We start from the raw sequence: 20,135 nt of genomic DNA, 5'->3' as shown, positions 1-20,135 counted from the left end.
CTTAAATATTTTAATTAAATTCGTTCGTAAATTGAGGAAGAAGCATGAAAAGTAGTATGAATATTAAAACAAGCCAAAAGGGTTTTACCTTAATTGAATTGGTCGTAGTCATTGTTATATTGGGTATTTTAGCGGTAACAGCTGCACCTAAGTTTATTGATTTAACTGGTGACGCTAAAGCATCTGTAATCAAAGCTGTGGAAGGTTCATTGAACTCAGCGGCTGATATGGCTCATGCCAAAGCATTAGTTGCAGGAACTGAAGTCGGTCCATTAAGCATTGCAGGAGCCAATATCACTTTTGTAAATGGTTACCCAGACAAAGAGTCAATTAACTTGTTAATGGATATCGATGTATCATCTAGTGATGCTGTTTTTACTTTTACTGAAGCTGCAACAGCGACATCAGCAACATACTCTTATAAAGGTGTAACTACACCAACAACTTGTGTGGCTACCTATAACGAGTCTACTGCTAAAAATACCAAACCAGTGATTAACAGTAACACAGACGAATGTTAATCTATTTTATAGTTAGTTGATAAATGAAAGCCGAGCTTAGCTCGGCTTTTTTGTGTCTAAAATTTGCGGCTTGGTGTTTACACTAAAAGTCTTATTTTGCATCAATAGTGGGAGTTTTTTCCTCTAAAAGACTATCATTCCAGTTTTCCTCTTGCGGATAAGTACGCTGCGCCTCTTTAAGTAATAATTTACATGCTTCTACTTGATTTAAAGCCCTTAATATCAGTAAAGAATTTTTATAAAGTATAGGTCTAGGTTTATGTTTGATGCGCTTTAGTGCCCAATACAGATAGCTTTTAAGTTTAACTACATCATGCTCACGTATGCCAGCAATAAGAATGTGTGCATAAACAGCTGCGTCTAAACGGCTCTGCCAAGCGATGGGGTTAATAATGTCATTAAATCTTTCTAATGATTTTTTCGGACTTTTCTCATGTTCAACTAATATGTCAGCGGTATGCAATGCGGTTAATAAAAAAGGCACGAAAATAGCTGGAATTAACAGTGCGAAAAAGCGGATCAAAAAAGTTTGTGGACAATCTATATAGTCTGACTCTTCATCTTCGGCTAAAGAATAACGATCGAGTACCCAAAGCATAATCAAAAAGACTAGCCAATGGCTAACTGAACTGTAAAAAGGAAATTCCAATTGACTATGTAACAGTATGGGGAATATCAATCCCAATAAAACTAAGCCTTTTTTAAAAGGAAGTCTTAGCCAAGTTGTTATATAGCCAATGGTAAAAAAGACAAAGGCAAGTAGGGCAACAACCCCACCTTCAACAACCCAAAAAAGCACTTCATTATGTGGGTGAGATAACCGAGTTAAGGTATTACCAATCTCAGGGTGTTCAATAGCATAATGATTGAAATGGTCAATAAAACCACGCTCAAAGCCCCCATACCCATAACCCAACAAAGGCTTTTCTTTAATCATATCGACACTGACAATAAAAATTACATCCCGTGCTCCTACGTTTTCATAAACTTGACTGCCACGTACAGGGATATCAGAGTGTTCAAGGCTTATAAATGCACTTAATGTGGCAATCACAACTATGGCAATATTAATGGTAAATTGTTTTCTATTCTTCTTATATAAATAAGGTGCAGAAAGTAAAAGCACGGCTAATGCTCCGACAAAACCAGTTCGGGATTGCAGTAAGATTAACAAGAAACTAGTAACAAAAAGGCTAAAGGTAATGAGGCATTTAAATGCCAACCTGTTTTTAAATAGTGATTTTTTGATCGAAAGAAATAATGCAATAGCTAAGCCTGTTGCCATAAAACTCGCCATTACATTGGGTTGCAAAAACACACCATGTGGCCTGCTGCTACCAACGATGTATCCTCCCCAGTCACCTTCTTCGAAAATAAAAAACTGCATCAAGCCAAAACACGCTTCAATAAGGACTGCCAGTAAAATTAAGCTAAGTAAGTGTAAGGCATCAAGTTTTGATAGCTGAAATTGATAGAGTGAAAATAGGAAAAGTAAACCACCAATTAAAGCGAGAATACGTGGAATTGCATGATCGGTAAATTCAAAATCATAAAAGACAGGAATGACTAAAAATACACAACCTAAAGATAACCATAACAGCATTTTACTATAGTAAATTCTCTTGTTAAGTGTAATTTGCCATAGCCCTAGCGCAATGAGTATTGAGGTGATTAACCATGCAAAAATATTGTAGGAGAAATATAAACCTACACCACCAGGAGTATCAAAAATAACATGCATACCAACAATAAAATAAAGTACGAGAAGAAATTTAAAATAAGGTAATAAAGTCAAAATATATTATGGCCAGAAAATGCGATGATTGAGTATACAATCTATCGCTAAAGTGTTGTAAGATATTAGGTATATTTTTGCATGTCAGTTTAGGCGTTTTTTGTTGAAATTTTTGTCAGTAGCAATAGAGAAGCAAAATGAATAACAAAGGTTTTTCCTTAATAGAATTGATTGTTGTGATCATTCTTATTGGCATTTTAGCTGTGTCAGTTGCCCCTAAGTTTGATGGTACTTCCAGCTATGAAGCACATACCCATAGAGCACAACTCATTTCAGCTTTACGTTTAACCCAACAGCGCGCTATGCAACAAACAAATTCTAGCGATGGTTATTGCCACCAAATTGTTTTTGACAAAGATTATCCTCGTTATGGTGTGCCTGACAGAACTGATTGCGATAATATTACTTTTGATACACCAAACCCTATTGAAGATTGGATCCCTGATGCCACGGGGCACTTAGTTGATAGTCGTTATCAAATTACCTTTAATATTGATGGAAATGTTAACCCGAAGAAAGTTGGTTTTGACTGGATGGGGCGACCTACTTTTAATTGTGATGATGGTTGCGAAATTAATATCATCCATCCAAGTGAGCAGAACCTAACTATTACCATAGAACCGGAGGGTTATATTCATGCATTCGACTCCCCTTAGATTTCAATTTAGGCTTCAACAAGGTTTTACTTTAATTGAGCTTATTGTTGGCATTATGGTATTAACCATATCATTAGCGATAGTCAGTACCTTGATAGCGCCGGCAGAAGAAAAAAGTGCTGATAATGTTTTGCAAATTAAAGCTTCAGAGCTTGCGCAGAGTTTGATGAGTGATATTACTAGCCGTGCGTTTGATAATAACTCTGACATGACTGGTGGTCGTGCAAGATGCGGTGAGCCAGATGATGGAACAAACAACTGTACAGCTGAAGCTGATTTTGGTCCAGACACAGGTGATGGAGAAACAAATCGTAATTTATTTGATGATGTTGATGATTTTGATGGTTTCAGTGATCGGGTAAACTCTACTAACGACTCTATTGATAATAGTTATAATGAATTCACTATCAATGTAGCGGTCATTTATGCAGGGGCTGATTTAGGTTTGGCTAACGGTTTAGTCAAACGTATAACTGTTGCTGTGACAACACCATTAGGTACAGCCATTGAGTTTACCAGTCATAAGGCTAATTTTTAATGACTTCCTTCAAGTCAAAGCATCAAATGACACGTAATAATAAAAGCTTAAAGCGTGCTCAAGGTTTTACCTTAATAGAGCTAATCTTAGTCATTATCATATTAGGCATTATGGCTGTGGGCATCAGTGGGTTTATTACCTTATCAACACAAACTTATTTAAATGCTACTAATCGTGATGGATTAATAAGTAATGCTCGTTTTGTGACAGAACGATTAACTCGAGAGTTACGTAATGCCGTACCCAATAGTATCCGTATTGGAGAGTCTAGCAATGATAAAATGCAATGTATTGAATTTATACCTATTATCGCCAGCACAGTATATACCGATATACCTGTAGCCCCAGAACTCGCGAGTAAGGTGGTTTCAGTTATTCCATTTGAAAAGGATAATGGTACCTCTTATGAGTGTGATAGTATGGATGGTTGTGATCATTTAGCAATGGTTTACCCATTACATCATACAGATGTTTACGACCCGCATGATGATGATGTAGGAAAGGTTTTTGCTATTGATAACGTCGTTGAAACACCTAATATTTGGCAAATAAACTTGCTTAATACCGATGATGTTCATTTTATTGAAGACTCTCCTACTCATCGGTTATACATTGCTAATAGACAAGTTAAATATTGTGTATTAGCTACTCGTATTATCAGATATAACAGTAGTATTGGCGGAAACTTAACAATACCTGGTGGAAGTAGCCCATCATTAATGGCAGAGCATGTTATTGCAGATATCAGTGGACATCTTCCTTTCAAGTATGTCCATAGTACCTTAACTAGAAATGCAGTTGTTCAAATCCACCTTAACTTTACTCGGAATGAGGAAAATTATGTATTTGACCATGAAGTTCATATTAATAATGTTCCATAATATATTCTAGAGTTGTCATTTCTGTGTCAGTTCTTTTTACAGTATCACTGTGGTTTCTATAGTGTTATATAATAAACATATAATAATTAGTTGGTTAGGTTTGATGGCTCGTTTTTTGCATTCTGTCTCTATATGGTAACACTTGTAAAAATATTTCTAAAAGGGATTAAACTTTGAAGTTATTAAAAAATTTAATATTAGTTTTATGCTTATTAACAACCAGCTACTCTCATGGCACGCTGTTAACTGACAATGACTACATTACAGTAGATCATTCCGGTATTGAATTAGATTGGGTATGGGCATCAGATTACAATGTAGAATTTTATATTGAGGATGGAGTTACGTATAATCAATTACTTGCCCCTGAAGTTCTTGGTTGGAGAGAAGCAACAACTACTGAATTCGATTTTTTTAGAGATAATATAACTTCTGCTTCCTTTCGAAGATCAGATAGTAGTTATAAAAATGCAGCACGATTTTTCAACATCAATAGAGCAGATGATTATACGTTAAGTACTACTGATTTTAGTGCAAAAGATATCAGTGGAAACTTTCGTGAAGGTACTGTACTAAGTTATGACCCTTGGAGTGTGCCAGATAACTATTGGTTCGATACATTCTATGTTCGTGATTCACTAACACAAGGTCCTGCCCCTAAGCCTATTCCTGAGCCACTAACTATCATCATTTTTGCGACTGCTTTAATTATTTTGCAAACCATGACAAAAAGAAAATCAGCTTAGTTTTTTCAAAACAGCGTCAAGCAAAGAAGTACTCCAATCAAAGCCCCGTTCTACGGGGCTTTTTTTATGCTTTATATTGCAAAAATAGGCGCTTAGCGTTACCTTTGTACTAACAACTGCCATATGAATTATAGCCTTACGCCAATATGCCTATTCGTTATCGACAATTCTCTAAAAATAAAGCGCTCAACAACTTACCGTTTATCGTTAAGCAGCAAGGTAGTTCTCTAATACTGGCTCTGTTTGTTATTATCATTTTAACCCTATTAGGCAGTATATTGATGCGTATGATCTCAACCAGTAGTGAGACAGTATCACAAGAAGTCTTAGGTACTCGCGCTTATATGGCGGCAAATTCTGCTATGCAAGCTGAACTACAATTACTATTTCCTCTTAATGTTACTTCTTCGACATCTTGTGATATAGCATTTATTGACAAGGACTATGACTTACAGACAAGTTTGAATGAAGATATTCCCGGGCTTTATGATTGCACAGCATCAACAAGCTGTGAAAAGTATCATACAGGTCTCGATGGAACGAATTACTACCGTATAAGCAGTACAGGTCAATGCGGCAGCGGTACTATGGAAGCTAGTAGCAAAGTACTTGTTAAAAGCAGTCGTACCATTCAAGTTGAAGCGAGGAGTTTGTGATAACTCTATTTCCAGTTCTTAATGATTGCTTTCTCTCTGCTTCTTTTGGGTGAGGAAGATGTAAAAATTATAAGTTACTAGTCCTCATATTGCATTTTTAGGTACTTATCGTTACCTTTGTTGTATCTGCATTATCATCAAATATTTTTATAGTTTAGGTCTAATCTCAATGAATAAGCTTTTACCAATTTATATCGTCTTATTTTTTTCACTCATTAGTGTAAAAGTGCTTGCAGTTTGCTCAGCGCATTCAGGTAATGCGACTTTGAATGAAATCATGAAAGAAGGTGGTAACGGCGGGGTATTTATTGAAATTGAGTTACTTGATTTAGCTATTTCTTCAGTAATATATGACCAATGGACTATTAGAATTTGTCATGATGAGGGAAATGGTAATAACCAATCCTCGGAATGTAAGGACATTTCAGTTGCAGATATGAATGATGCAACACAATGGATATGGGTTGAAGACCCTATAATTGATAAAGGTTTCATCGACTTTCAGGATGGCTTTGATTTATCTTTACTCGATAAATCAGGTCAATTCATCGATTATATCCAAGTTGGTAATTATTCAGGTCAAAATTTCCCAGTCCCACTCCCAGATCAGTGCGGTTACAATGAATTGGAATATGTTTTCCCAATTCCTAATGATATAACAAACGGTACTAAAATTTTACTCAGAAAACCGGATGGTACAGGTGAGTGGCTTGAATCAAAAAACTTAAATGAGTATCCAGCTACGCCTGGTGGTGGGAATGATGGGTCTAGTGGTGCTGCTCTCGTCGTTGACTATCGCCTGGAAGAAACCTTGTGGGATGGCTCTGTTGCTGAAGTGGTAGATAATACAGGTAATGGCAATAATGGGCAGTCGCTCAACGGAGCAAATACGAATGATGCTTTTTCGGCACTTACTGGAAGTCCTGGAACTTGTGGATATGGGGAGTTTGATGGCGTAGATGCTCATGTCTCAATTCCTGATAATGACCTATTAGATATGTCTGATAGTTTGACAATAACCGCATGGGTATATCCAACTAAAGCAGCGCAACAAGTTATTGTCAGTAAAGCTCGAAGGAACTCAAATAAAAATAATTATCAACTTTCACTTGGGGCTGGTAATACCTTACTTTTTCAATATAACTCTGGTGGTGTAGGTAAAAGTGTTAGTACTTTTACCTCTGTCCCAATTGATACTTGGAGTCATGTAGCAATTACTTACACTGATGGCGTTCAGCGTTTTTACATTAATGGTGTGCAAACTGATACCGGTAACAATACAGGAATATTGGATACTAACGATACAACTTTAGATATTGGCGGAGAGATTTCATGGGATAATTTACCTAATGGCGCATTCTTCTTTGAAGGACGTATTGATGAAGTTAGGGTTTATGACGGCGCGTTAACTGGTGCTGAGGTTAGAGTTGTAGCAAGTGAAACCCATGACTGTAGCTCTCTACTTATTGCATATTATCAGATGGATGAACTTGCTTGGAATGGAACTTCCAATGAGGTCGTTAATCAAGTGAGAAATTCTCTCCATGGTACCGCTATTCGAGGTGCAAAAACAGATAATATTACCCCTGCACTCCCTGGACCTCTTGGTACTTGTGGTTATGGTACATTTGACGACGGTCGCAGGGAGTATGTTCAAGTTGATGATGATGATGCCTTAGATTTTACAGATGAACTCACAATTACCACGTGGATTTATCCAACAAGACTTCCCACGGGCAACAATTTAATGTCTATTCTATCTAAAGATGAAAATTATGAGTTTCATGTTGATTCCGCAGGTAAGATTTTTTGGTGGTGGGACACGGATAATTTCAGAACTGATAATGCTGTTATTGTTGAGCTTAATAAGTGGTATCACATAGCTATAACTTATAAAAGCGGTCAGCAATATATTTACGTAAACGGACAAGTTGCAGGTGATAATGATCATTTAGGCCTGTTAAATACAAATAACGACCCACTACAAATAGGACAAGATCAAGGTTTTAATGGTAGATATTTCGAGGGTTATATTGATGAAGTAAAAATATATGATGGGGCTTTATCGGATACAGAAGTCTATGATATTTTTGAGGAAAGACATCCCTGTGAAAGTTTTATCGATCACTTTGAAATAGATGCCCTCAATGGGCAAGGATTAACCTGTGAAGTTGATACTGTAACCTTACGTGCTTGCAGTGATGCCTCATGTAATACCCTTAATCACGATAACTTTCTCGTATCACTCACCGTAAGTGAAGGAAACAACCCTGTATTAACTAAAGAAGTTACTATTGTTGGTGGTGAGGTTAATATTGACTATCGTTATACTAAGCTGGGTATTGCTACACTGAGTCTTGATCAAACGTTTGAGTGCATCAATGGTTCACCAACAGATTGTGATGTAACTTTTGTTGATGCAGGTTTTCGCTTTGTGGCAGATAAAAGTGGTACTGCATTACCGCTTCAGTTATCAGGTAAACCATCGGATATTGGTTTTAATGCTGACACGCTTAGAATTGAAGCAGTGAAAGCAGATCCTCTGGACCCAAGTGCATGTATACCTTTATTGATTGGTGATCCTGCGGATGTAGCCGTTATCGATATGGCAGCAAGTTATCAAAGCCCAATTAGTGGCTCACAATCAGTCAATATTTCGGGTACTGATATAGATACTGCAGTAAGTGGAACTGCATTTGACGACTTACCCTTTAGTGGTGTTACCTTAGATTTCAGTGATCTTCCACAAAACAGTGCTGAATATATTTTTACTTACCCTAATGCAGGTTCTATTGTTTTAAATGCGCGTTATGAATTACCAGATGATGAAGGAAATCCTTCGGGAGATTTTATTAAAGGTACTTCAAATCCTATTATTGTACGTCCATTCGCTTTTGATTTATTCGTTGATAAAAACTTACCAACGGGTGATACCGCTTATAAAGTAAACCCTGCGGCAACAGATGGTAGTGGTGGAGAAGAAGATGTATTTACCGTTGCGGCAGATGAAATACGTATAAACACACGAGCAGTAGCGTGGAAAACGGGTGATGACGCAAATGCTAATGGCCTAGCAGATCAAGGTGAAGATTTAACGACTAACGCAACGACAAATAATTTTATTGATGTCAGTTTATCGAATTTGTCTCATACGCAGTTACTGCCTACGTCAGACATAGATGGAACGTTGAGTGTAGAAACAGGAGCTGAATTTACTTTTGGTAGCCAAGTAGATATTGCTACCTATGATGAAGTGGGCATTATCTCTTTACAAGCTCTCAAAGAAGACTATTTAGCTGCGGGTGTTAGCATTGAAGGAAATACACCTTATGTCGGTCGCTTTATCCCCAGTCACTTTACTATAACGAGTATTGCTGATGGAATATTAACAGGGACTTGTAGTGTGGGTGACTCAACAGAATTACCGTTTGTTTATAGCGGTCAAATGTTATCAGGCAGTCCAACAAAAGGGGCATTAAGTTACTTGACTACACCATCTTTTGTTATTGAGGCAAGGAATAAAGATGATGTATTAACACAAAACTATATTGATGATTTCTTAAAACTATCATTAACAAGTTTTCAACGTTTAATGGTGCCCAACTTCGCTGTACCCAGTGTATCAACGTTAGCTCCCGTCACTGATACCAGTCGAATGGGTAAAGATACTACTAACTTAGTACGTTTAACCGCTAATTTAGACGATGCTAATTTTACAGGAGTAAAAGGTGTTATTAGCTATAGTTATCATGATGATGATAACTTTGTGTATGCACATGAAGAAAATAGTGAAGTTAATGAATTCACTAGCGATATAGATTTGTCTATGGTGTCAATTATTGATAGCGATTCTGTGGCAGCACAAGATTATGATCTGGATAGCGCTAACGGCCTAATCCTTACTTTAAAACCTTCTGGGAAATTAATTCGTTTTGGTCGTGCTCAACTGGCAAATAGCTATGGTCCCGATACTTCGGATTTACCACAAACGTTATCCGTTAATTATTATACCGATGATGGTTACGTACTAAGTAAAAACGATACGTGTACTACCTATGATTATAACAATATATCTTTAAGTAATATCAGCCTAGACCCGGCATTAACGCCCGTACAAGTTATAGTGCCAGGCAAGTTTTCTGATGAATTACCTTTGGGTGAAACACGCGATATAATATTAGAAGCGCCAACTGATAGCATAAAGGGTGTTAACACGGGTCAGGTAGGTGTTATCTATAATATCAGTGATTGGTTACAATATGATTGGGCGTATGACACCGAAGGAGTTGATGGTTTGTTTAATGATAATCCACGAGGGATTGCTACCTTTGGTATATATCGTGGCAATGACCGCATTATTTATCAGCGTGAAATAGAAAAAACAAACTAGTTCAAAAGTGCTTGTTAAGAATAAAAAATTAAAATGAGACTCTAGTCTCATTTTTCGTTTTTTGCCCTTAAATAAATACGGCTAAAAATCAGCATAATGTACTTGCCGTAATTAAATATATATTTTTAACTTTTCTTTGCTGCTTTCCTTCAAAAAAGCAACACATTAGCTAACTTCTAAGGTATGATTATCCGATCTGTTACTCGCACGTTAGCAGAGTCTACTTAATTAGCACTTTACAGGACATTTTGAGCTTATGTTTAAAAAAATACGCGGCATGTTTTCTAACGATCTTTCAATCGATTTAGGTACCGCCAATACACTTATTTATGTAAAAGACCAAGGTATTGTATTAAACGAGCCTTCTGTAGTCGCTATTCGTCAAGACCGTTCTGGTGGTTCGAAAAGTGTTGCAGCCGTAGGTGTTGCGGCAAAAGCAATGTTAGGTAGAACGCCGGGTAATATTGAAGCCATTCGTCCGATGAAAGATGGCGTAATCGCTAACTTTTTTGTTACTGAAAAAATGCTACAACACTTCATTAAACAAGTGCATAGCAACAATTTTTTACGCCCTAGCCCTAGAGTTTTAGTGTGTGTTCCTTGTGGTTCTACCCAAGTTGAGCGTCGTGCCATTCGTGAATCTGCGATGGGCGCGGGTGCACGTGAAGTATATTTAATTGATGAGCCAATGGCTGCAGCAATTGGTGCAGGTATGCCCGTTTCTGAAGCGACTGGTTCTATGGTAGTTGATATAGGTGGTGGTACTACAGAAGTTGGTATTATTTCACTTAATGGTGTTGTTTATTCGTCATCAGTACGTATTGGTGGTGATAAATTCGATGAAGCCATTATCAACTATGTTCGTCGTAATTTTGGTAGCTTAATAGGTGAGGCAACAGCTGAGCGTATTAAGCATGAAATTGGTTCTGCCTATCCGGGTGAAGAATTAGTTGAAATTGAAGTCCGTGGCCGTAATCTTGCTGAAGGTGTTCCGCGTAGTTTTACCTTGAATAGCAACGAAATTTTAGAGGCACTGCAAGAGCCATTATCTGGTATTGTGAGCGCAATTATGGTGGCTTTAGAGCAATCTCCACCTGAGTTAGCGTCTGATATTTCAGAGCGCGGTATGGTGTTAACTGGCGGCGGTGCGTTATTAAAAGACATTGACCGTTTGTTAATGGAAGAAACAGGCATTCCTGTTGTTGTTGCTGACGACCCACTAACCTGTGTTGCTCGTGGTGGTGGTAAAGCATTAGAGATGATTGATATGCATGGTGGTGATCTTTTCTCTTATGAGTAACAGCTGAATACTTTCATTGTTATTTAATCCAATCACATCGTTAAAGGTACTCATTGACTAACGTCAATTCCGTACCTTTGCCTTGTCCTTGAATGTAATACCTTCGAAAATATCCGCTTTCTAATGCTTTTCAAATAGCTTTAATCCATAGCTATCAACTCGTGACTGGTTTTATATGAACCCAATTTTTAATCAAGGTACATCACCAGCACACCGACTCATCTTGGTGCTTTGCTGTTCGGTGGCCTTGATTTTTTTCGACCATAAAATGGCAAGTTTCGAAACTGCCCGCGGCTATTTACAATCGCTGGTCAGTCCATTGCAATATATGGCCAATGCACCTAAACAAATAATGAACTGGGCATCAACAAACATTGTGACTCGCCGACAGTTAATGCAGGAAAACCAAGATTTTCGTGAAAATGAATTGTTTTTTCACGAACAAGCGATGAAATTAAATATTGTTCGCCTAGAGAATGAACGATTACGTTCGTTGCTCGCTTCTCCAATTCGTAATGAAATAAAGAAAATGTTCGCTGAAATACTATCCGTTGATGGTGACCCTTATTCTCATCAGGTTGTTATTAACCGCGGCGCCAATGATGGTGTTTATGAAGGACAGCCTGTTCTTGACGAAAAAGGCATTGTTGGGCAAATTTTACATGTTGGTTTGAGTAGCTCAAGGGTTATTCTAATCAGTGATATTTCCCATGCAATACCTGTTAGAGTTCAGCGGAACGGCTTAAGGCTCATTGCGTCGGGTAGTGGTCAGATTGATCGTCTTATTCATAACTTCGTTGCCCATAGCGCTGATGTGAAAGAAGGTGATTTATTGGTCACCTCAGGTTTAGGTGGGAAATACCCAGAAGGGTACCCCGTTTCTCGTGTAGTACTCGTACGTACAGATGAATCACGTGAGTTTGCTACTATATATAGTGAGCCAGTTGCCCAAATAGATAGATTGCGCTATATGTTGTTACTTTCGAAAGATACCCCGAAAGCAGAGTTAAAAAAGCAGACTACTAATAGTACTCGTTCTAAAAAAATCAGCACTGCAGCAGGGAAGTCATAATGTTTAGCAATAATGGTTTTATCATTCTGCTTACCTTGCTTATTGCCTTGATGGCAAGCATTACACCTATGCCACTGAGCTTTGATGCTTTTCGCCCTGATTGGGTGTTAATCGTTTTAGTTTATTGGTGTTTAGCGTTACCAAGTAAGGTGAACATAATTACCGCTTGGGTAATGGGCTTAATTCTGGATGTGTTACTTGGCTCTGTACTGGGTGTTCATGCGTGTGCGATGGCGTTATCCGTTTATATTATTGTCGTCAATTTTCAAAAGATTAGAAATTTCTCAGTGTGGCAGCAAGCGCTAATTGTCGGTGTGCTTTCTGCACAATATCATCTGGTTGTTTTCTGGTTACAACGCTTTTTAAGTGATGTTGTATTCTTACCTAATTATTTATATCCAGTAGTGACTACGATTGTACTTTGGCCATGGGTGTTTTTATTGCTCCGCCGTATTCGCCGTCACTTTGGTATTAAATAATTTAACATTTCCTCAAGGGCTAGCTATAACAGCAGTAAATAATTTTATGACTAACTCATTAGCTAACTCAACAACTACCACTCAAAAGCTTATATTAGCTTCGCAATCACCTAGACGTCGGGAGTTATTGACGCAACTAGGCTATCAATTTTCCGTTCAGGCGAGTGATATTGATGAAACTGAAGAACAAGCAGAATTAGCACATAACTATGTTTTACGCTTAGCAAAACAGAAAGCTCAACATGTTTTTGATTTATTGCCTGAAGCTGAACAGGCTTATACCTTTGTTTTAGGATCAGATACCAGTGTGGTATTTAATGACAAAGTATTGGGTAAGCCACATAGTGAAGAAGAGTGTATTAATACTTTATCTTTATTGTCTGATAACCAACATCAAGTCTTAACGGCTATTGCGCTTGTCAGTAAAAACAGTGTAAAAGGTCAAGTTATCACTACCGAGGTCGTTTTTAAGACCTTAACAACGGCAGAAATTTCAGCCTACTGGTTAACGGGTGAACCTCAAGACAAAGCAGGAAGTTACGGTATTCAGGGCATTGCAGGACAATTCGTAAAAACCATTAATGGCAGTTACTCTGCTGTAGTGGGTTTACCATTATATGAAACAGCGCAATTACTGACTAATGCCGGTTTTATTGGCAGCATTCATGCTAAATGATTTTTAAAATAAGTTTTTGAAGTAAGGGATATTATGAGTGCAGAATTATTAATAAATGTGACTCCTAGCGAAACACGTGTTGCTTTAATCGAGAATGGTTCATTGCAAGAAGTGCATATTGAGCGACAAGGCAAACGTGGCATTGTTGGTAATGTCTATTTAGGAAAAATTATTCGTGTTTTACCGGGTATGCAAGCTGCGTTTGTAGATATCAACCTAGATAAAGCGGCTTTTTTGCATGCATCCGATATTAATACCAAACTCATCTTAAAAGAAGAAACAGATCAAGTACCTGATATTCGCTCCTTAGTGCATGAAGGACAATACATTATGGTGCAAGTGGTAAAAGATCCACTTGGCTCAAAAGGGGCGCGTTTAACCACAGATATTACCGTTGCTTCGCGTTACTTGGTTCTGATGCCTAATTCTCAGCATGCAGGTGTTTCATTACGGATAGAAGATGCAAAGGAACGAGATCGCTTAAAAGACATCGTTAGTCCTTACTGTGATGAACATCAAGGCTTTATTGTTCGAACTGCTGGAGAAGGGGCGGGCGAAATAGAACTACAACATGACGCAGAATTCTTACGCAGAGTTTGGCAAAAAGTTTTAACTCGCAAGCAACGTAAGCAAACTAATTTACCACTTTATCAAGATTTATCGCTATCTTTTAGAGTGTTACGAGATTTTGTTGGCATTAACCTTGAGCGTATTCGAGTTGACTCAAATCTCACCTATAAAGACTTAGTCGAATTTACCCAAGAATTTGTGCCTGAGTTAACACCATTAATAGAATATTACCCAGGTGAGCTTCCTATCTTTGACTTGTTCTCAGTAGAGCGAGAAATACAGCGAGCATTGCATCGTAAGATAGAGCTAAAGTCGGGTGGTTACTTGATAATAGATCAAACTGAGGCGATGACTACCATTGATATAAATACGGGGGCTTTTGTTGGCCATCGTAATTTAGAAGATACCATATTTAGTACTAATATCGAGGCGACTCAAGTTATTGCTAGGCAGCTTAGACTAAGAAATCTAGGTGGTATTATTATTGTCGATTTTATCGATATGCATAATGAAGATCATAAACGTCGCGTATTGCACAGCCTAAATATGGCAATGAGTAAAGATAAGGTAAAATACAGTCTTCATGGTTTTTCGGCACTTGGTCTAGTCGAAATGACACGTCAACGTACCCGTGAAAGTTTAGAACATGTGTTATGTGGAGAATGCCCTCTTTGTACTGGTCGTGGTCATTTAAAAACAGTAGAAACAGTGTGCTTTGAAATACTAAGAGAAATAGTACGCGTAAATCGTGCTCATGACGCAGATAAGTTCACGGTTTATGCTTCAAATGCGGTGAGTGAGTTTATCGTCAATGATGAATACCATAACTTAGCCGAAGTTGAGGTTTTTATTGGTAAGTTGATTAAAGTACAAGCCGAACCCATGTATAATCAGGAACAATTTGACGTTGTTATGATGTAATAGCGATTTTATTCAATCCTTGGCTTGTCTCTAAACCTGTTAATCCTGGTTAAGAGGACGTTGCTTAATAGACTTTTGGCAATTACATCAGAACAAATATAGGACTCTCTAAGTTTTAATGAGCATTGTAAGTACTTCTAACCGCTGGCTAAACCGCCTTTATAAAACAGTTGCCATTGTGTTGGTCTTGTTGGCGGTTCTGATTAGTGCTTTCCGTCTATTTTTACCTTATGTTCACCACTACCGACTTCCCTTACAGAACTACTTAAATGAAAAGTCGCAAACGAATATCTCTATTGGCACCCTGAGTATGACTTGGCAAAAGTCAGGACCAATATTGATCATTGGTGATGTGCAAATACTGAACACTGAAAGAGCATCAGTGTTCATCAAGCAGCTTGAGCTACAAGTAGACTTTTGGAGTACTATCTCACAACAAAATCTTATATCAAAAAATCTTATTCTGTCTGGTGCGACAGCCGATGTCTCTGAAAAATTGTGGTTAGATAAGAAAGATGACGATAGCTCAGGTAAACTTATAAAAGATACCGAAGCTGATGATATTAGTGTTATTAGCGATCTTTTTTTAAACCGTATAACGCGTTTCTCTATTCTTGATAGCCAAATTACGGTACGCAATAAGGCTATCACTCGCAGCATAAGAGTAAACCAGTTACGTTGGTTAAATACCGGTGAACGTCATCAGGCCGAAGGTAGTGTGGTACTCAATGGCCTAAGCTCAAATAACTTGCAGTTGAAACTAGACTTACAGGGTAACAAAGGTAGCGAACTTACCGGACAAATGTACTTACAAGCCAACCAGATTGATATAACTCCATGGTTGGATAATGTTTTAGTGCTTGAAGATGATAAAACTAAGACTGATATTAACTTTTCTGCATGGTTACGGGTCACAAGTAGTGAGGTCAATCGCTTACAAATTAATTTTTCAGATAGCAGTATGCATTGGCAGTTTGAGAATAAAAAACAAAAATTAACCTTAGACCAAGGGCAATTATTACTAGTAAAAGGTAAAGCTGAGCGAAATTTTAAGTTATACAGTACGCCATTATCATTACAGCTTAATGAGCAAGAATCACAAAGGTTTAGCGTTATGTTAGCTAAGCAAGAAAGTGATTTTTCTTTACATCTATCAGAGATTGACGTCGCTATGCTGGCACAACTTACGCCATTGATCGTAGCAAAAAAAGAAACGCGAAATTTACTGTCCCAGATGACGTTAACAGGGAAGATTGAAGACCTATATATTCGTAACCAAAATAACGAGTTGCAAATAGTGACAAACTTCTCTGCGTTTAATAATAGCTATAGCCATGGCATTCCAGGTCTAGAAAATGTCTCTGGAAGCCTTAGTTATCTAAATAACTATCTCGCCGTAGACTTTAGTGCTGAGCAAGGTAATTTAGATTTTGATAAGTTGTTTGTACAAGCTTTTCCCTATCAAAGCATGTCAGGACAGTTAAATGCTGTCTTTGATGACAAGGGCTGGGCATTAACGGTTGAAGCATTAGATTTTCTGTCCGAAGAAATTAATTTATCGGCGCAAGTTAAAGTTGAAGCGCCAATTGACAGTGAAATAAATTTAGCGCTACTGGCTAATGTTACCAATGGCAATGCTGGCTTAGTGGGGCGTTACTTACCCTTACCCATTATGAGTGATAATTTAGTTAATTACTTAAACGCAGCGGTTGTTTCAGGGCGTGTTGAAAATGCACAAATACTCATTAACGGTCCGATCAGTCGCTTTCCGTTTACCGATGGCAGTGGTATTTTTGTTGTTGATGCTGAATTAAGTCAATCAGAATTTAAATTTGTTGAAAATTGGCCTGCCATAACCGATTTTGTCGCCAATTTAAACTTCACAAATAACTCAATGCTCATTACAGGTCGCGGCGGAAAACTAACAGGATTAGATGTCACAGGAGTTCGCGCAGGTATTGCTGATTTAGCGCATGGTCAAATTTTAACGGTAGATGCACAGATAAAGCCAACGCAAGCTAGTTATATTGGCGACTTGATGAATCAAAGCCCGTTCAAAGATAGCGTTGGCAGTGTATTAGAACAGTTAAAGATTAATGGCGAAGTGAGCGGGGATTTTAATTTAAACCTACCACTTAATAATAATGAACAAGCGTTAGCAAGTGGCACTATTAACTTTGATAATAATCAAGTGGCATTGCAAACACCTAAAATGGACTTTAGTGAAGTCTATGGTCAGCTAAGTTTTAGCAATGATAAAATAAGCACTAAAGATTTAACTTTACATTGGCAAGGGCTACCAGTTTCACTTGATATCAATGGTATGGATAAGGCCGATTATTATAATACGGACATTAACTTATCAGCCTTATGGCAAGAGTCAAAATGGTTGACTCATGTGCCTAAAGAATTGCGTCGCTATACCCAAGGCGAATTACCTTGGCAAGGGAAACTGTCGTTACATCAGCACCACTTAGGGGGCTTTTCTTACACGGCAAATTTTGACTCTGATTTAACCAATACTCAGCTACTATTACCCGCTCCTTATGACCGTAACAGTGAGCAAGAAAACCGCTTATCACTGCAAATTAATGGTGCGGAGGCACAGTCTAAGATTGTACTGAATTATGGTGATAAAATGCATTTTTCAGGACAGTTAGATCACCAAAGTACCGCATTTACCCGTGCTAATTTAATGTTTGGTCAAGGTGCTATGGCGTTGCCCAGTGATGGCTTTCATATCACCACTAAGCTTGCCCAAGCCGACTTTTCTATGTGGCAGCCATTAATCAGCGACATTATTGACAGCATTAATCATGACTCAGGTAGTGCAGCGCAAGAAAATTCAGTCCCTTTCTTAGCAAAACCAAAGAGAATTAGAGGCTCAATTGGTCAGTTGAAAATACTCGGGCAGGAACTCACTAATGTTTCTTTTAACTTATTAGATAAAAAACAGTGGTGGCTATTACAACTTAATGCCAAAGAAACGCGCAGCCAAATAAAGATTTACCCTGATTGGTTAAAAGAAGGCATAGATATTAATGCTGAATTTTTAAAACTACCCAAAAACACAAAAGAGCGTGAGGCTAATTCATCACTCGCTATTGAGCAACCAGATAGAGCTGAAAATGATATTGTTTTTGCTAATATTCCACCGTTGACGTTTCATTGTGATCATTGTGCGATTGGCTTGTTAGATTTAGGGGAGGTTGATGTACAAGTTAAGCGTATTGATGATCAGACAATCGACTTTACTAACTTCACCGCAAAGCGTAATAAAACACAATTAACGCTGACGGGCCGATGGCTTCATAATGAACAAGAATCAAATACTGCGTTAGTGGGGAAAGTTTCCGTTGAAGACATAGAGTCAGAGATGAAGGCACTTTCTTTTGACTCAATCATTAAGGATAGTGGTGCTGAGATTGAACTAAACCTGAATTGGAATGGCGGTTTGCATGACTTTGACGTTACCCAATTAAACGGGACAGTCAATGGTCGACTTGATGATGGTTATTTAGCCGATGTAAGTGATAAAGGCGCGCGTATTTTTTCAGTGCTCAGTTTACAATCTTTAGTACGTAAATTAACACTCGATTTTCGTGATATTTTCAGTGATGGTATGTTTTATAGTAGCATCAAGGGTGACTATCAATTAAAGCTAGGCACGCTATCGACTGACAATACCGAAATGAACGGTACTGCAGGTAACTTGTTTATGACAGGTCATACTAACTTGGTATCGGGTGAGCTTGATTATGATATGTCCTACAAGCCTAATTTAACGTCAAGTTTACCTGTGCTAGCTTGGATCGCAACGCTAAATCCAGTTACCTTTTTAGCAGGCGTTGCTATTGATCAGGTGATTAAATCACAGGTGGTTTCTGAATTTACCTTTGAACTAAAGGGCACTATTGATAATCCTGACTTTAAGGAAGTTGACAGAAAAAGCAAAAGTATTAGTGTAGAAAGTACGCTGCCTACCCAAGGTGCTAAGCAAGAGGAGTCTGTTAACGATGATACTCCTGTCAAAAACTCGGCTAGTAAGAGTAACTAATGATTAAACTCAGTGCGATACAATTATCTTCAGCGGCTAATGTGGCTACAAACCTTGCTAAAATAACTGAGTTACTAGCAAAAATCACCGCTGTCTCTTCTGATTGCTCCAACAGTAGCGTTAATTCAGAAGAGAAAATGACGAATAACCAAGAAGATACTCAACACTTAGTGGTATTACCTGAGTGTTGTTTGTATTTTGGTGGTCAAGACCGCGAACAATTAAATTTAGCTAAAGAGTCGGCAAGTGGTAATGATCTATGTTTAGCCCTTGGAGAGCTAGCCAAAAAATTTCATGTTTATTTAGTCGCGGGAACCGTGCCAATCTTAACGGCATCTACTAACAAGTTTACTAATAGCAGTTGTTTTTTTAACCCGAATGGTGAGTTAATAGGACAATACGATAAAATTCACTTATTTGATGTTAGTGTAAGTGATGGTACAAAAAGTTATTGTGAGTCTCGTTATACGCAAGCAGGTAAAGAAATAAGTGTTGTTAACACCGAATTTGCTAACATTGGTCTATCAGTGTGTTTTGATTTACGCTTTCCGACTTTATTTCAGCAACTATCAAAAGCTGGCGCTGACATTATTACCGTACCCAGTGCTTTTACAAGAGTTACAGGCCAAGCGCATTGGCAAATTTTATTACAAGCAAGGGCTATTGAAAATCAAGTCTATATTATAGCTGCAGGTCAAGAAGGCGTTCATGAAAATGGTCGTGAAACTTGGGGTCATTCAATGATCATTAACCCTTGGGGCGAAATTGAGCAGGGTATTGAAACGGGTGAAGGTTATATTTCAATCGACTACCACCCCGAAGAATTAACACGCATACGTCAAAGCATGCCTTTGAACTCGCCGCTGAATATATAGCA

15 protein-coding genes are annotated in these 20,135 nt (G+C 38.0%); 14 read left to right on the top strand and 1 reads right to left on the bottom strand.

The window, feature by feature from the left end; genetic code table 11:
* The first annotated feature begins 44 nt into the window (after positions 1 to 44).
* Positions 45 to 521, top strand: a complete 477-nt coding sequence (locus CXF71_RS21865; protein WP_269800830.1) for a type II secretion system protein — start codon at positions 45 to 47, stop codon at positions 519 to 521.
* 91 nt (positions 522 to 612) lie between these two features.
* Here the strand turns inward: CXF71_RS21865 and CXF71_RS20905 are convergent, their stop codons facing one another.
* Entirely contained in the window at positions 613 to 2,316 is a 1,704-nt protein-coding gene (locus tag CXF71_RS20905) for a PglL family O-oligosaccharyltransferase (protein ID WP_101234839.1), read from the bottom strand.
* Between the two features lie 137 nt (positions 2,317 to 2,453).
* Between CXF71_RS20905 and CXF71_RS20900 the strand changes: the two genes are divergently transcribed.
* The 13 genes from CXF71_RS20900 to CXF71_RS20840 all read left to right on the top strand — a co-directional run bounded on the left by CXF71_RS20900 (position 2,454) and on the right by CXF71_RS20840 (position 20,133).
* Positions 2,454 to 2,972, top strand: a complete 519-nt coding sequence (locus CXF71_RS20900) for a prepilin-type N-terminal cleavage/methylation domain-containing protein (RefSeq protein WP_101234838.1) — start codon at positions 2,454 to 2,456, stop codon at positions 2,970 to 2,972.
* Positions 2,953 to 3,510: a prepilin-type N-terminal cleavage/methylation domain-containing protein gene (locus CXF71_RS20895; protein ID WP_101234837.1), complete on the top strand. Its 558-nt coding sequence runs from the start codon at positions 2,953 to 2,955 to the stop codon at positions 3,508 to 3,510. The genes CXF71_RS20900 and CXF71_RS20895 overlap by 20 nt, the downstream gene beginning before the upstream one ends.
* On the top strand, positions 3,510 to 4,391 hold the full coding sequence (locus CXF71_RS20890) for a prepilin-type N-terminal cleavage/methylation domain-containing protein (protein WP_101234836.1): 882 nt from the start codon (positions 3,510 to 3,512) through the stop codon (positions 4,389 to 4,391). Before CXF71_RS20895 ends, CXF71_RS20890 begins: the two co-directional genes overlap by 1 nt.
* 173 nt (positions 4,392 to 4,564) lie before the next feature.
* Positions 4,565 to 5,137, top strand: a complete 573-nt coding sequence (locus CXF71_RS20885) for a hypothetical protein (protein WP_101234835.1) — start codon at positions 4,565 to 4,567, stop codon at positions 5,135 to 5,137.
* Positions 5,138 to 5,283: 146 nt separating this feature from the next.
* Positions 5,284 to 5,793, top strand: a complete 510-nt coding sequence (locus CXF71_RS20880; RefSeq protein ID WP_101234834.1) for a hypothetical protein — start codon at positions 5,284 to 5,286, stop codon at positions 5,791 to 5,793.
* 169 nt (positions 5,794 to 5,962) lie between these two features.
* Positions 5,963 to 10,183: a LamG domain-containing protein gene (locus CXF71_RS20875; protein WP_101234833.1), complete on the top strand. Its 4,221-nt coding sequence runs from the start codon at positions 5,963 to 5,965 to the stop codon at positions 10,181 to 10,183.
* A 256-nt stretch (positions 10,184 to 10,439) separates the two neighbouring features.
* A complete protein-coding gene (locus CXF71_RS20870; RefSeq protein ID WP_101234832.1) occupies positions 10,440 to 11,483 on the top strand; it encodes a rod shape-determining protein in 1,044 nt (347 codons plus the stop codon).
* Between the two features lie 175 nt (positions 11,484 to 11,658).
* On the top strand, positions 11,659 to 12,555 hold the full coding sequence (gene mreC, locus CXF71_RS20865; protein ID WP_101234831.1) for a rod shape-determining protein MreC: 897 nt from the start codon (positions 11,659 to 11,661) through the stop codon (positions 12,553 to 12,555).
* Entirely contained in the window at positions 12,555 to 13,034 is a 480-nt protein-coding gene (gene mreD, locus CXF71_RS20860) for a rod shape-determining protein MreD (RefSeq protein WP_101234830.1), read from the top strand. The genes mreC and mreD overlap by 1 nt, the downstream gene beginning before the upstream one ends.
* 46 nt (positions 13,035 to 13,080) lie before the next feature.
* Entirely contained in the window at positions 13,081 to 13,710 is a 630-nt protein-coding gene (locus CXF71_RS20855; protein ID WP_101234968.1) for a Maf family protein, read from the top strand.
* A gap of 33 nt (positions 13,711 to 13,743) precedes the next feature.
* On the top strand, positions 13,744 to 15,201 hold the full coding sequence (gene rng, locus CXF71_RS20850) for a ribonuclease G (protein WP_101234829.1): 1,458 nt from the start codon (positions 13,744 to 13,746) through the stop codon (positions 15,199 to 15,201).
* Between the two features lie 118 nt (positions 15,202 to 15,319).
* A complete protein-coding gene (locus tag CXF71_RS20845; protein ID WP_101234828.1) occupies positions 15,320 to 19,258 on the top strand; it encodes a YhdP family protein in 3,939 nt (1,312 codons plus the stop codon).
* Positions 19,258 to 20,133 carry a carbon-nitrogen hydrolase family protein gene (locus tag CXF71_RS20840; protein WP_101234827.1) on the top strand — a complete coding sequence of 292 codons (876 nt, stop codon included), beginning with the start codon at positions 19,258 to 19,260 and terminating at the stop codon, positions 20,131 to 20,133. The genes CXF71_RS20845 and CXF71_RS20840 overlap by 1 nt, the downstream gene beginning before the upstream one ends.
* The last annotated feature ends 2 nt before the right edge of the window (positions 20,134 to 20,135 follow it).

It is taken from the genome of Colwellia sp. 12G3 (assembly GCF_002836775.1).
Taxonomy (GTDB): Bacteria; Pseudomonadota; Gammaproteobacteria; order Enterobacterales; family Alteromonadaceae; genus Colwellia.
Note: the sequence above shows the minus strand (reverse complement) of the source record. Positions and strands in the feature narration are given on the sequence as shown.